General features: G+C 39.9%; 13 protein-coding genes. 3 read left to right on the forward strand and 10 right to left on the reverse strand.

What is annotated here, in order from left to right; all coding sequences use genetic code 11:
* Positions 1-90 precede the first annotated feature (90 nt).
* From PMAL9190_RS03555 to aspS, 9 genes are all read right to left on the reverse strand, one after another.
* Positions 91-393 carry a cyd operon YbgE family protein gene (locus PMAL9190_RS03555; RefSeq protein ID WP_036795408.1) on the reverse strand — a complete coding sequence of 101 codons (303 nt, stop codon included), beginning with the start codon at positions 391-393 and terminating at the stop codon, positions 91-93.
* Positions 386-493, reverse strand: coding sequence for a cytochrome bd-I oxidase subunit CydX (cydX, locus tag PMAL9190_RS03560; protein WP_036795409.1), 108 nt, complete (start codon positions 491-493; stop codon positions 386-388). The genes PMAL9190_RS03555 and cydX overlap by 8 nt, the downstream gene beginning before the upstream one ends.
* A gap of 14 nt (positions 494-507) precedes the next feature.
* Positions 508-1644, reverse strand: a complete 1137-nt coding sequence (cydB, locus tag PMAL9190_RS03565; protein WP_087843944.1) for a cytochrome d ubiquinol oxidase subunit II — start codon at positions 1642-1644, stop codon at positions 508-510.
* 18 nt (positions 1645-1662) lie between these two features.
* Positions 1663-3249: a cytochrome ubiquinol oxidase subunit I gene (gene cydA, locus PMAL9190_RS03570; protein ID WP_087843945.1), complete on the reverse strand. Its 1587-nt coding sequence runs from the start codon at positions 3247-3249 to the stop codon at positions 1663-1665.
* 1007 nt (positions 3250-4256) lie between these two features.
* Complete coding sequence (ruvB, locus tag PMAL9190_RS03575; RefSeq protein ID WP_087843946.1) at positions 4257-5273, reverse strand: Holliday junction branch migration DNA helicase RuvB; 1017 nt, start codon at positions 5271-5273, stop codon at positions 4257-4259.
* A gap of 27 nt (positions 5274-5300) precedes the next feature.
* Entirely contained in the window at positions 5301-5924 is a 624-nt protein-coding gene (gene ruvA, locus PMAL9190_RS03580; RefSeq protein ID WP_087843947.1) for a Holliday junction branch migration protein RuvA, read from the reverse strand.
* 185 nt (positions 5925-6109) lie between these two features.
* Complete coding sequence (gene ruvC / locus PMAL9190_RS03585) at positions 6110-6631, reverse strand: crossover junction endodeoxyribonuclease RuvC (protein ID WP_087843948.1); 522 nt, start codon at positions 6629-6631, stop codon at positions 6110-6112.
* 20 nt (positions 6632-6651) lie between these two features.
* Positions 6652-7398, reverse strand: coding sequence for a YebC/PmpR family DNA-binding transcriptional regulator (locus tag PMAL9190_RS03590; RefSeq protein WP_087843949.1), 747 nt, complete (start codon positions 7396-7398; stop codon positions 6652-6654).
* 198 nt (positions 7399-7596) lie between these two features.
* A complete protein-coding gene (gene aspS / locus PMAL9190_RS03595; protein WP_087843950.1) occupies positions 7597-9381 on the reverse strand; it encodes an aspartate--tRNA ligase in 1785 nt (594 codons plus the stop codon).
* A gap of 327 nt (positions 9382-9708) precedes the next feature.
* On the opposite strand from aspS, the gene PMAL9190_RS03600 reads away from it, so the two are divergent.
* Positions 9709-10605: a DUF72 domain-containing protein gene (locus PMAL9190_RS03600; RefSeq protein WP_087843951.1), complete on the forward strand. Its 897-nt coding sequence runs from the start codon at positions 9709-9711 to the stop codon at positions 10603-10605.
* 20 nt (positions 10606-10625) lie between these two features.
* Here PMAL9190_RS03600 and bla read toward each other — a convergent pair whose 3' ends face one another.
* Positions 10626-11510, reverse strand: a complete 885-nt coding sequence (bla, locus tag PMAL9190_RS03605; RefSeq protein WP_087843952.1) for a class A beta-lactamase — start codon at positions 11508-11510, stop codon at positions 10626-10628.
* 159 nt (positions 11511-11669) lie between these two features.
* On the opposite strand from bla, the gene PMAL9190_RS03610 reads away from it, so the two are divergent.
* Positions 11670-12545, forward strand: coding sequence for a LysR family transcriptional regulator (locus tag PMAL9190_RS03610; RefSeq protein ID WP_087843953.1), 876 nt, complete (start codon positions 11670-11672; stop codon positions 12543-12545).
* Positions 12546-12779: 234 nt separating this feature from the next.
* A complete protein-coding gene (gene cmoA / locus PMAL9190_RS03615; RefSeq protein ID WP_087843954.1) occupies positions 12780-13508 on the forward strand; it encodes a carboxy-S-adenosyl-L-methionine synthase CmoA in 729 nt (242 codons plus the stop codon).
* The last annotated feature ends 6 nt before the right edge of the window (positions 13509-13514 follow it).

Raw genomic sequence — 13514 nt, forward strand, 5'->3', positions numbered from 1 at the left:
AAACAACATGTTAAATTTGGTTACACTTTACATACAAAAAAAGCCTGTTCCATTACGGCAACAGGCTTTTTAGGTTCTAGAGATTAGCAATTATAAAAAGCGTAATCCAAGAATGTATAATAATACAGGCAGTGCGATATAAGGTGTAAAGAACACCTGAAAATACCACCGACGAGGAACAAAACCCATACCAAACACCATCGCGCTACAGGTTGCCCAAATCATCAGCGGCGCTAATCCAGCACTAAATCCACCAATATCTTCAGCAAATTGTCGAGGCTCCCACATTAATAACCCAGTAACAGTCAGCGCCATTACTATTGCTAATAATTTAAGCGGCAGAACACTCAAAGGTGCATGAATTAGCTTAACCGCACGATCTATATTACTCACTGTCTTTATCCATATTTTCAGTTGTCTCAAGCCATAATGCGTTGACAATACCGAAAGAACAAGCCAGAAGAACACCTAAAATCCAAGCGAAATACCACATAGTTCATCTACTCCTTAGTACAGTGATGTCTTGTTGTCTTCGATATATTTAGTATCAAGACGACCAAACATTTTGTAGTAACACCATGCGGTGTACGCCAAGATTACCGGCACCATTACAAATGCAACAAGAGTCATAATATGTAATGTGTATTCAGATGACGTTGAATCCCAAAGAGTCAAACTCACATTTGGATCTAAGCTTGATGGCATAATGAATGGGAATGTTGCAAAACCAAACGTTAATACCACACCAACAACAGTTAAGCTTGAGAACAAGAACGCAAAACCGCCACGATCAGCACGTGAACACAATGCGGTCAGAATTGGCATTGCCACTGCTAGAATTGGTGCAATCCACAATACAGGGTAGTTGTTATAATTAATAAACAACGCGCCTACTTGACGAACCACTTCTTTGGTTAATGGATCTGACGCCGCATTCGCTAATACTGCCGATGTCATCACATAGCCATTAATACCTTGAGCAACAAAACCCGCAATAATAAACACCACAACCATTAATAATGAAGAAATAACAGCAACATTACGTGCACGTGCATGAATCGCGTCGGTTGTTTTCAATTGTAGGAATGCTGCACCTTGAGTGATGATCATCAATAAACTCACAACACCACACAATAGAGCAAACGGATTCAGTAAGCCAAAGAATGAACCTTTGTAGCTAGTGATCATAAATTCGTTTACTTCAAATGGTACGCCTTGCATCAGGTTACCAAAAGCAACACCAAAAATTACAGGTGGTATAAAGCTACCAACAAAAATCGCTTTATCCCACAAATCACGCCATTTTGTATCTGTTAACTTAGAGCGGTAATCGAAACCTAATGGACGTAACCATAGCGACGCTAACGTGATGATCATTGCAACATAAAAACCAGAGAATACTGTTGCGTAAACTAATGGCCATGCGGCAAATAATGCACCACCCGCGGTGATCAACCAAACTTGGTTACCATCCCAGTGCGGTGCAATTGAGTTAATCATTACTCGACGCTCGTTATCTGTCTTACCAATGATTGGTGACAGCATACCAACGCCCATATCAAAACCATCTGTGATTGCAAAACCGATGCACAATACACCAATTAACACCCACCAGATGACTCGCAAGCTTTCATAATCAAACATTATTCTGTTTCTCCCTGCTTACACTTCAACCTGACGTGAAACCACATCTTGTGCCGTATCTTTTTGTTCAAAGTGATAACGACCTGTCTTCAAGCTACTTGGACCTAAACGCGCAAACTTAAGCATTAGGTACACTTCGGCAATCAAAAACAGCGTGTAAAGTCCAATAATTGCAGCTAGCGAGAACCATAATTGTGATGGTTCAAGGCTAGAGGCCGCCATATGTACTGGTAGAATTTCACCAACAGCCCACGGTTGACGGCCATATTCAGCCACGAACCAACCAGCTTCAATTGCAATCCAAGGTAATGGAATACCAAACAGTGCAGCTTTAAGCACCCATTTGTTACCCGTAATTTTATGACGGCAAGATTGCACAAATGCAGCACCAATAATGGCAAACATTAGGAAACCAGCACCAACCATGATACGGAAGCTAAAGAACAGTGGCCATACACGAGGAATGGAGTCATCAACAGCTTGTTGAATTTGTTCTGGTGTTGCATCAACAACTTTATCAGTGTAAGGCTTCAATAATAGACCGTAACCTAAATCGCCTTTTACTTCATCAAATGCGGCAATGTTAGCTGGTGTCTTATCACCTGCGCGCAGTTTCTCAAGTAACCCGTAAGCAACCATACCGTTGCGAATACGCACTTCATGTTGTTTCTTCAGATCACGAATACCCGTTACTTGAGTATCAAGTGAACGTGTTGCAATGATACCCATTAGATATGGAATCTTAATCGCGTAATCTGTTTCCATTGTTTCTTGGTTAGGGAAACCAAATGCTGTGAATGCTGCAGGTGCAGGTTCAGTATGCCATTCAGCTTCAATCGCCGCTAACTTGGTTTTTTGAACATCACCTAATTCATAACCAGATTCATCACCAAGGATCATTACTGAAACAATTGATGCTAAACCAAATGCAGCTGCAATCGCGAATGAACGACGTGCAAAAGCAATATCACGTCCTTTTAGTAAGTAGTAAGAACTTACACCAAGGATAAACATCGCACCACATACATAACCTGATGCAACAGTGTGAACGAATTTAACCTGAGCAACAGGGTTAAATACAACGTCCGCAAAGCTCACCATTTCCATACGCATGGTTTCAAAGTTGAAATCCGCGCCTACAGGGTTTTGCATCCAGCCATTGGCAATAAGAATCCATAACGCTGAGAAGTTAGAACCTAACGCTACTAACCATGTCACGACAAGGTGTTGACGTTTTGATAGACGATCCCAGCCAAAAAAGAACATACCGACTAAAGTGGATTCGAGGAAAAACGCCATCAGTGCTTCGATTGCTAACGGCGCACCGAAAATATCACCAACGTAGTGAGAATAATAAGCCCAGTTTGTACCAAACTGGAATTCCATAGATAGGCCAGTAGCCACACCTAACGCAAAGTTAATCGCGAAAAGCTTACCCCAGAACTTTGTCATGTCCTTGTAGATTTGCTTGCCGGTCATTACATAAACCGACTCCATAATGGCTAATAAGAAAGCCATACCTAGAGTCAATGGAACGAACAAAAAGTGATACATAGCTGTTAAAGCGAACTGTAACCGCGATAGTTCGACGACATCAGTTAACATTGATAACTCCTTTTTTCACCAGGCTGACTGGTGCAGTACTACACAGTGTACCGATTATTGGGTTTAGCCAATCGTAGATAACAAACCGCAATATTGGTGATCTTCCTGATCGCATTTATCATGTTGATAATGGCGTCCATTCTATTGTTGCAGTTTTGTACCAAAAATATTGTTTTACTGTTATTCTACAGCTAATAAAGTCAAGCCTAATATTACAGATATCAGCAATAATCTTCAAAGTATTTATTAATAGTTTTGCTTTGATATTTATCAAATAAAACACCGCATGAAGACACCCAACGCGCTCAACTTGATCTACATCAATAAATACTAAGTTTCTGACTGCTCAATGAAAATTTATGTTAATTCTATTTTTAACCCAGGCTTAATGAATTGACACATCACAACACAATCCATTTTCATTTGATCATAAGTTGCATCATTTCAACAATGTTAGCATGGCGTAAAAATCACAAAAAAATCATTAATAAACAATGCACTATAATATCCTCTCACCCCATTAATTTATCGCTAAAAAGAATTCAAAAACACCATAGTTATTCTGTATTTTTTATTAAAAATAACATCAAAGAATAAAAATCCATTTTATTACATGCTATTACAATAAACCCGCCTTGTTTTCTATGACTTTTTAGTCAAAACAGACCTGAGTGATCATTTTGTATTAAATAGATTTTAATAATGAAGAGTATGTTTAAATTTAAGAATGACTTCATAATAGAAAAATATTCTATTTTAATGCCAATCTATCACTATAATCAGCCACCAACTGCACAATAATACGACGATCAGCTAACGATAAAATAACACTACTACGATTATTATAATTAATACCCAATAGTAAATGTTATTAAATGGTAATCATTGTTATTTTAATTAACGTTATTTAGTGATAATTATATTTGTTGTTCCATTCTGATAATGTCGATATATAAAAAAACGAGATTATAATAATCTCGTTTTTGATGGTTATATCTTATTTAGTCTTATTTTGTTTTAGGTATATCAAGCCCAAAATGTAAATAAGCACGCTGGGTAGCAATACGTCCCCGTGGCGTTCGTTGTAAAAAACCTTGCTGAATTAAATAAGGCTCAAGCACATCTTCAATGGTATCTTTTTCTTCACCAATTGCCGCTGCAAGGTTATCTAAACCAACAGGTCCACCCATAAATTTATCAATAATTGCCATTAATAGTTTACGGTCCATATAATCAAAACCGCTGCTATCTACGTCGAGCATATCGAGGGCTTTACTGGCAACATTAGGACAAATATGGCCATCACTTTTTACTTCAGCGTAATCACGTACGCGACGCAATAGTCGATTTGCAATACGTGGCGTTCCGCGAGCACGCATTGCCATTTCCATTGCGCCACCCTCTTCAAGTGATAAACCAAGATAGCTAGCACTGCGCGATACAATATCTTTAAGATCGTCGACCTTGTAATACTCTAACCGTTGAGTAATACCAAAACGATCGCGCAATGGCGATGTTAACGATCCCGCACGTGTTGTTGCACCAATTAAGGTAAATGGTGGCAAATCAATTTTAATCGAGCGTGCGGCAGGCCCTTCACCAATCATGATATCTAATTGATAATCCTCCATTGCTGGATAAAGAATTTCTTCTACTTGCGGGCTTAAACGGTGTATTTCATCAATAAATAATACATCGTTCTCTTCAAGGTTAGTCAATAATGCAGCTAAATCACCCGCTTTTTCAAGTACAGGGCCAGAAGTGGTGCGAATACTCACTCCCATTTCATTAGCGACAATATTCGCTAGCGTTGTTTTACCTAAACCTGGAGGACCAAAAATCAATAGATGATCGAGCGCTTCGTTACGACGTCTCGCCGCTTGAATAAAGATTTCCATTTGATCACGAACGTGATCTTGACCTTGATAATCACTGAGTAATTTCGGACGAATAGCACGATCAATAATATCATCTTCGCGTGGTGTTTCGAAATTACTGGAAACCAGTCTATCGGCTTCAATCATAATAAATACCTATTAGAGGATGTGTAATTACACCATTGAACGAAGTGCATCACGAATAATCGCTTCACTAGTCATGTCAGGTTGAGAGACTTGTGCTACAACTTTGGCTGCGATTTGTGGTTTATAACCTAACGCCACTAACGCACTAACGGCTTCATCTTCAGCACGTGCTTGCGCTGCTGGATGTTGAATTTCAGCATTAGACGCTGCGGTGTCGAGTGCCGCAGTAAATAAATCGCCTTCGCCCCACCCCTTCAGACGATCTTTCATCTCAACCACTAATCGTTCAGCGGTTTTCTTACCCACGCCTGGAATTTTAACCAGTGTAGTAACATCTTCTAATTCGACACTGCGCACAAATTGACTTGCTGTCATTGCCGATAAAATCGCGAGTCCTAATTTAGGTCCGACACCATTGGCTTTAATCACTTCGCGGAATAATTCACGCTCACTTTTTTTATTAAAGCCATACAATAATTGTGCATCTTCACGCACCACAAAGTGAGTAAAAATAATCGCTTCTTGACCAATATCTGGTAACTCATAGAAACAACTCATTGGCATTTGTACTTCATAGCCAATGCCGCCCACTTCTAATAGTACTTCTGGTGGCTGTTTTTCAATCACAATTCCGCGTAGTCGGCCAATCACAACATCATCTCTATAATAGGAAGTAAACTGACACTAGAATAGTAAACTACTGGATCAATATCCAGCCCTTTATGTGTGATCTTTACTAAACCAAGTGAGAAAACGTCCAATACGTGATCTCATAAAATTAAGTCGATAAAAAAGCAGCGACGGCTGCTTTTTTATAACCACGATAACCAAATCAATTAACGATAACGACCGCGACGGGCAGTGGTCGCTTTACCAGCCATCGCAATTAAGGTTTTATGTGTATGGGCATGACAAATAGCAATAGCTAACGCATCAGCAGCATCGGCTTGAGGTTTTCCTTCGAGCTTAAGTACTGAGCACACCATATGTTGCACTTGAGCTTTATCTGCACCACCGTTACCAACAACGGCTTGCTTTATTAGTCGCGCTGCATATTCACTGACCGGTAAATCGGCATTCACAGCAGCAACAATCGCACTACCACGTGCTTGGCCGAGCTTGATCGCAGAGCTGGCATTTTTGCCCATAAACACTTGTTCAATCGCAAAACAATCAGGTTGAAATTGAGTAATAACCTCAGAAACCCCTGCATAAATCTGTTTTAATCGACCGGGAATATCTGGACATGAGGTGCGAATACACCCACTACCTAAATATTCAAGTTTACGTCCGACTTGACGAATAACACCATAACCCGTGATCCTTGAACCGGGGTCAATACCTAAAATAATTGACATTTATATTCCGAAGCAAACACTTACTCTAGTGCTGCAGCAACTTCATCTGACATGTCACCATTATGATAAACTTCTTGAACATCATCCAGATCTTCTAACGCATCAATTAACCTTAACAGTTTAGGTGCTGTTGTTATGTCCAATTCCGCTTTAGTTGACGGAACTAATGTTACTTCTGCATTTTCAGCAACAAAGCCTGCATTATCTAACGCATCTTTTACAGAACCAAAGTCAGCTGGTGTGGTATAAACATCAATTGAGCCATCATCATTGGTTTCAATGTCGTCTGCGCCAGATTCTAATGCAACTTCCATTACAGCATCTTCATCTAATCCTGTTGCGTAGGAAATAACGCCTTTCTTTTCAAAAAGGTAACTTACACTGCCATCAGTTCCTAAATTACCACCAGCTTTAGAAAAAGCATGACGTACACCAGATACAGTACGATTACGATTATCGGTCATACACTCAACCATCACCGCAGTGCCGGCTGGACCATAACCTTCATAAATGACCGTTTCAACACCTTCGTCGCCTTCACCGCCAGCACCACGGCTAGCTGCACGGTTAATGGTGTCGCGCGTCATATTATTTGATAATGCTTTATCAATCGCAGCACGTAGACGAGGATTATTCTCAGGTTCAGCACCACCTTCTTTGGCTGCAACGGTAATTTCACGAATTAGCTTGGTGAAAATTTTACCTCGTTTAGCATCTTGCGCGGCCTTGCGGTGTTTAATATTGGCAAATTTACTGTGACCAGCCATGGGTATCTCCTGCTGCTATTAATTAATATCCTCTAAAAAACATAAACTAAATGCAGCATGAAAGCGAACAAAAGACTTTTACCAAAACAGTGTTAAATCTAACAGTTATAAAAAAAGCCAATCCCTATATTAGGTGATTGGCTTATTTTAAGCTGCCCTTTAAACGCTTGAAGCTAAGTGGCAGTTAACAACATAAGATTACTCTTGATCTTGTTCTTTTTTCTTTGCAATGTTTACAGCAATAGAAAGCTCTTCTAATGATGCAGGGTTTGCTAGGCTTGGTGCATCAGTCAATAGACATGCTGCTGCTGTTGTTTTAGGGAACGCAATAACATCACGAATGTTATCAGTACCACAAAGTAGCATTACCAAACGGTCAAGACCAAATGCAAGACCTGCATGTGGTGGTGTACCAAACTGCAGTGCGTCAAGTAAGAAACCAAACTTCAGACGTTGCTCTTCAGTTGAGATACCTAAAATATCAAATACTGTCGACTGCATTTCTGAGTTGTGAATACGTACAGAACCTCCGCCCACTTCATAACCATTGATAACCATATCATACGCATTTGATAGCGCAGCTGCAGGGTTCGCTGCAAGTTCTTCAGGGGTTAGGTTCAGTGGTGAAGTAAATGGGTGGTGCATTGCAGACAATGAACCATCTTCATTTTCTTCAAACATTGGGAAATCAACAACCCAAAGTGGTTTCCATGCGGACTTATCAGTTAATTCTAGATCTTCACCTAGTTTCAGACGAAGTGCGCCCATAGCTTCAGTTACAACACGCTTGCTATCAGCACCAAATAGAATGATATCGCCAGATTCAGCTTGAGTACGCTCAAGAAGATTAGCCACCACTTCTTCGTTTAGGAACTTAGCCACTGGAGATTGAACACCCTCAATACCTGCAGCGCGATCGTTAACCTTCATCCATGCTAAGCCTTTCGCACCGTAAATGCCGACAAACTTAGTGTATTCATCAATTTGCTTACGGCTTAGCGATGCGCCACCAGGTACACGAATGACAGCAACGCGACCTTTAGGATCATTTGCTGGTGCAGAGAATACTTGGAACTCAACATCTTTAAGAATATCAGCAACATCAACTAACTCTAGTGGGTTACGTAGATCCGGCTTATCAGAGCCGAAACGACGTGCTGCTTCTTCAAATGTCATTACAGGGAATGCGCCAAGATCTACGTTTAGTAGTTCTTTCCACATATCTGTGATCATTTTTTCAGTTGTCGCACGCACTTGATCTGCTGACATGAAAGATGTTTCGATATCGATTTGAGTAAATTCAGGCTGACGGTCAGCACGTAAATCTTCATCACGGAAACATTTAACGATTTGGTAGTAACGATCAAAACCAGACATCATTAACAGCTGCTTAAATAGCTGTGGTGATTGTGGTAGTGCGTAGAATTTACCTTTATGAACACGACTTGGTACTAGGTAGTCACGTGCACCTTCAGGTGTTGCTTTTGTTAGTACCGGTGTTTCGATATCAAGGAATGCATTATCATCAAGGAAACGACGTACAAAGCTTGATGCTTTAGCGCGAAGTTTGATGCGATCGCTCATTTCTGGACGACGAAGATCTAAATAACGGTATTTAAGGCGTTGCTCTTCTGAGTTCTTTTGGTTGAAATCAAGTGGTAACGCTTCTGAACGGTTGATAATTTCAAGGCCAGTTGCATAAATTTCAACTTCACCTGTTGCCATGTCTTTATTGCATTGGCTTTCAGGACGCTCACGCACTTCACCCGTTAGACGAATACAAAACTCGTTACGTAATTGGTTAGCTAGTCCGAAGATCTCAGTCATGTCAGGATCAATAACAACCTGAACCACACCTTCGCGATCACGCATATCAATAAAGATAAGACCGCCCAAATCACGGCGACGGTTAACCCAACCGCATAAATCTACTGTTTGTCCTGCAAGGGACTTATTTAGGTGTCCACAATAATGGGTGCGCATAAGAAATTCCCAATCTATATATTTAGCATGCTTGTGTTTAAGTTACAGTTTACTGTTAACCAAAGCACAACTGGTTCAATCCCGACCGCTTGCTGTCTAATTTACGCATAAAATTGGATAGCAAGCCGGCCAAGAGGCAAAAATAACGCGCTATTATACCCAAACAGCCTCCGTTTGCGAAGTTAACCGCACGTTTATTCGCACGATCTACCACCAATCAAAAATGGAATCCTCAATGATCTTTTTCTAATAACGGTAATTTAAGCTTTTCTTGAACGAATACTTTAAAATTAAACCGTATTGATCTTAACTCCATTGAGGATATTCATGACAAAGGCTATGACTTGCAGTGCGTTACCATTGCGATTAGGGTTAACTCAGTGGTCACATAATCATTGGATTCAAAGCTTATACGGTAAAGGCTGCAAAAGTGGCGATCGTCTAGCGCGTTATGCCGAAATATTTACTACCGTTGAAGGTAATACCACCTTCTATGCCACACCCAGTATGACAACGGTGCAAAAGTGGCATGATGCCACCCCTGATCATTTTCGTTTTACGTTTAAACTGCCACAAGCGATTACTCACCAACAACAACTCCGCCATTGTGATCAAGCTGTTACTGATTTTCTCAATACGATGCACGTTTTAACACCTAAAACCGCGATCTGGAAAATTCAATTACCTGCTCAATTTGGCCCGGATGCATTACCAGTATTAGCCCAATTTCTGAATAAATTGCCATCACACCTCACCACAGGGGTTGAAGTTCGTCATCCTGAATTTTTTACCAAAGGCGCTGCCGAAAAAGCGCTTAACCGCTTATTAATTGAAAAAAACAGCAATCGAATCATTATGGATAGTCGACCGCTGTTCTCGGCCCAAGCTACCACAGCAGCAATTATTGAAGCTCAACGCAAAAAGCCTCGCTTACCCGTGCATGCGATAGCCACTGCTAATAACCCCGTGATTCGGTTTATCGGTCATCCAAATGATAGCCATAATGATCCTTTCTTTAATAATTGGTTACAGCGTATTCCTTTATGGCTGGCTGAAGGCAAACAACCGTATCTGTTTATTCATTCGCCCGATAACAACCATGCGCCTGAATCGGCTGTCCGTTTATACAAAAACTTACAACATAAAATGGCATCAATCATTAGTCTGCCTGATGTTGAATTACCATTACATCAACTACAGAATCAGCAAATTAAACTTCTATAATCACGGATTAACACGGGCTATCAGTGTGGCTCAACAATATGATATTTATTGAAAATTCTTGCACTGATACTCGCTACTACTTGGTTTAATTCTGGCAATGTTTTAAGCTTTGAGTTATCTATGAAAATACCAATAAACAATGGCTTGTGTTGTTTATTCCATACCATTGCCGTCAGAGTTCGTGAGCCATTAACACCACCACCACTACGATCTGCGATTTTCCATCCTGTAGGTAATACTGCTCGTGCCAAACCATCAGATACCATATTATTGGTCATCCAAAATTTTAATTGGGCTTTATTTTCACTATCTAACACATTTCCTGTTAATAACTTTTTAATGGTATTCATCATAGCAATTGGCGTGGTCGTATCATTTTGGGCTCCTTTTTCAACATAGTTTACCTTAGGTTCAAAATGATCAAGCCGCGTTGTTTTATCACCAATCATTCGTAAAAACTTAGTCACTCCTTGTGGACCACCCACCTGTACCAATGCTAAGTTCGCCGCATAATTATCACTCATTAACATTGCAGCCCCACAAACACTTTGCAGTGACATTTGCCCACCAAACCTTTGACCATCAGCGCCAACAAAATTTTGAGTAATAGGATTCCAATTAATAAGACCAGCTTTAGTTACCTTGATTTTATTAGTCAAACTTAACTTATGCTGTTGCACGTCATATAACACATTAGCGCAAACCAATGTTTTAAAAGCACTCATCATGGGAAACCTTTTATTTCCATTGAAATTCCATGATGTATTTGTTTGTGAATCAAAAACAGCAACCCCTATCTTGCCATCAATTTGCTGTTCTGTTTGACGTAATGTGATATCTAAATCTGAAGCTAAAACGGTAAATGAACATAAAGAGAACAAGGCGAATAAAAATAACCTTTTCATTATTAAATTTCCTAAAATAACGTTGTGAAAGCACAGACTAATCAATTAATAACATTCATCACAACACACCATTTCTACTAACAGCCCCTAATTTTTCTTATATCTCTATGGCTAGATTCACTTTGACATTGCCCCCAAAAGCCTTTTAAATATTGCAGTATGAATCTAAATCAACTTCCATTAAATTCACTACGCGCCTTTTATGCATCAGCTAAGCACCAAAGCTTTACAAACGCTGCAAATGAATTATTTGTGACCCAAGCTGCTGTAAGCCAACAAGTTAAGACTCTTGAAAATCGACTTGGTGTAACCTTATTTAATCGTATGCCGAGAGGAATTAGCCTGACGCCAGAGGGAGTAAAACTCTATCCGGTTGTCGAAAAAGTGTTTTTAGAGCTTACGGTTAACCTTGATAACCTCAAATTTGATTGTACAAAAGAGCTCGTTAACATTGGTGTTGTAGGTACATTTGCACTGAATTGGCTCCTACCAAGATTGAATGATTTTTATCATCATTATCCTAATATTGAATTAAGGATATCGACCAATAACAATATCGCAGATGCTTTTTCCGAAGGGTTAGATTACTTTATTCGCTTTGGTCGTGGCCACTGGCATGGCACTGAGGCTGAATTATTATTTAATGCCCCTTTTACTCCTTTATGCAATCCATCAATAGCAAGCCAATTACATCATCCTCAAGATTTACTTGGACATACGCTGCTCCAATCCTATGACGTTCACGAATGGGAACAATGGTTAAAACAAGCCCACTTGAAGACAAATATTAATGCATCCCAGACGATTACTTTTGATTCAACAACCTTAATGGTTGAGGCTGCCATTAAGGGATATGGTATTGCATTAGCGCCACCACAAATTTTCCATGAAAAAATCAGCCAATATCAAATAGTGCAACCCTTTAATATTTATTTAGATAAAGGTGGTTACTGGCTAACACGTCTTGAGACAAAACAAGAAAAAGTCCAACATATTGCTTTTAAGCGTTGGTTATTTAAACAAATTAGTTCATAGCTTCTAACTTTAAATAACAGCTAAACTATAACGATACAAATCCTCAGACTTACTGCTCTAAAATATTCCTGTTAACCATGTGAACAACAATTATTAAAGACAAATGCTGCTATTTTCTCTACAATACGCGACCTTTCAAAGGTGATGGATCACCTGATGGCGACAGTTTTACTGCAACCGCTATCACAGTCCCCGTAGGATCCCTGTTCTTTATATATGATGAGGTTCGTGAGAATGGCAAGCCACGACAATATTTTTGCTACGCCAATTGCAAAGCTCGGCGACTTTACGTTTGATGAACGTGTGGCTGAAGTTTTTCCCGATATGATTCAACGCTCGGTACCGGGTTATAGCAATATTATCTCTGCTATTGGTATGCTCGCTGAACGTTTTGCCAAACCGCATTCAAAAGTGTTTGATCTTGGCTGTTCACTGGGCGCAGCCACGTTATCAATGCGCCGTCATATTGTTCAGGAAGGCTGTGAAATTATCGCCATTGATAATTCAGCGGCGATGGTTGAACGGTGTCGATTATTAGTTAATGCTTACCGTTCTGAAACACCAGTACAGGTCATTGAAGCCGATATTCGTTATGTTGATATTCAAGACGCTTCTGTTGTCGTACTTAACTTTACTCTCCAATTCCTGTCTCCCGATGATCGACTCGCATTATTAGAGAAAATCTATGCCGGCCTTCGTCCAGGCGGCATTTTGATCTTATCGGAAAAATACATTTTTGATGATGAACGAGCCAATGAACTGCTGATCGATCTTCATCACGACTTTAAACGAGCCAATGGTTATAGCGAATTAGAAATCAGTCAAAAACGCAGCGCAATTGAAAATGTAATGCGCCCAGATAGCATTGAAACCCATAAACAGCGTTTCAATGATATTGGTTTCTCTAGCTCTGAAGTGTGGTTCCAATGCTTCAACTTTGGCTCAATGTTTGCGATTAAATAAGGTTTA

The sequence above is a fragment of the Photobacterium malacitanum genome (assembly GCF_900185615.1).
Classification (GTDB): Bacteria; Pseudomonadota; Gammaproteobacteria; order Enterobacterales; family Vibrionaceae; genus Photobacterium; species Photobacterium malacitanum.

Coding starts and splice junctions, on each gene's coding strand:
- cydX (WP_036795409.1), bottom strand. CDS start 493: ATGTGGTATTTCGCTTGGATTTTAGGTGTTCTTCTGGCTTGTTCTTTC.
- cydB (WP_087843944.1), bottom strand. CDS start 1,644: ATGTTTGATTATGAAAGCTTGCGAGTCATCTGGTGGGTGTTAATTGGT.
- cydA (WP_087843945.1), bottom strand. CDS start 3,249: ATGTTAACTGATGTCGTCGAACTATCGCGGTTACAGTTCGCTTTAACA.
- ruvB (WP_087843946.1), bottom strand. CDS start 5,273: ATGATTGAAGCCGATAGACTGGTTTCCAGTAATTTCGAAACACCACGC.
- ruvC (WP_087843948.1), bottom strand. CDS start 6,631: ATGTCAATTATTTTAGGTATTGACCCCGGTTCAAGGATCACGGGTTAT.
- PMAL9190_RS03590 (WP_087843949.1), bottom strand. CDS start 7,398: ATGGCTGGTCACAGTAAATTTGCCAATATTAAACACCGCAAGGCCGCG.
- aspS (WP_087843950.1), bottom strand. CDS start 9,381: ATGCGCACCCATTATTGTGGACACCTAAATAAGTCCCTTGCAGGACAA.
- PMAL9190_RS03600 (WP_087843951.1), top strand. CDS start 9,709: ATGACAAAGGCTATGACTTGCAGTGCGTTACCATTGCGATTAGGGTTA.
- bla (WP_087843952.1), bottom strand. CDS start 11,510: ATGAAAAGGTTATTTTTATTCGCCTTGTTCTCTTTATGTTCATTTACC.
- PMAL9190_RS03610 (WP_087843953.1), top strand. CDS start 11,670: ATGAATCTAAATCAACTTCCATTAAATTCACTACGCGCCTTTTATGCA.
- cmoA (WP_087843954.1), top strand. CDS start 12,780: ATGGCAAGCCACGACAATATTTTTGCTACGCCAATTGCAAAGCTCGGC.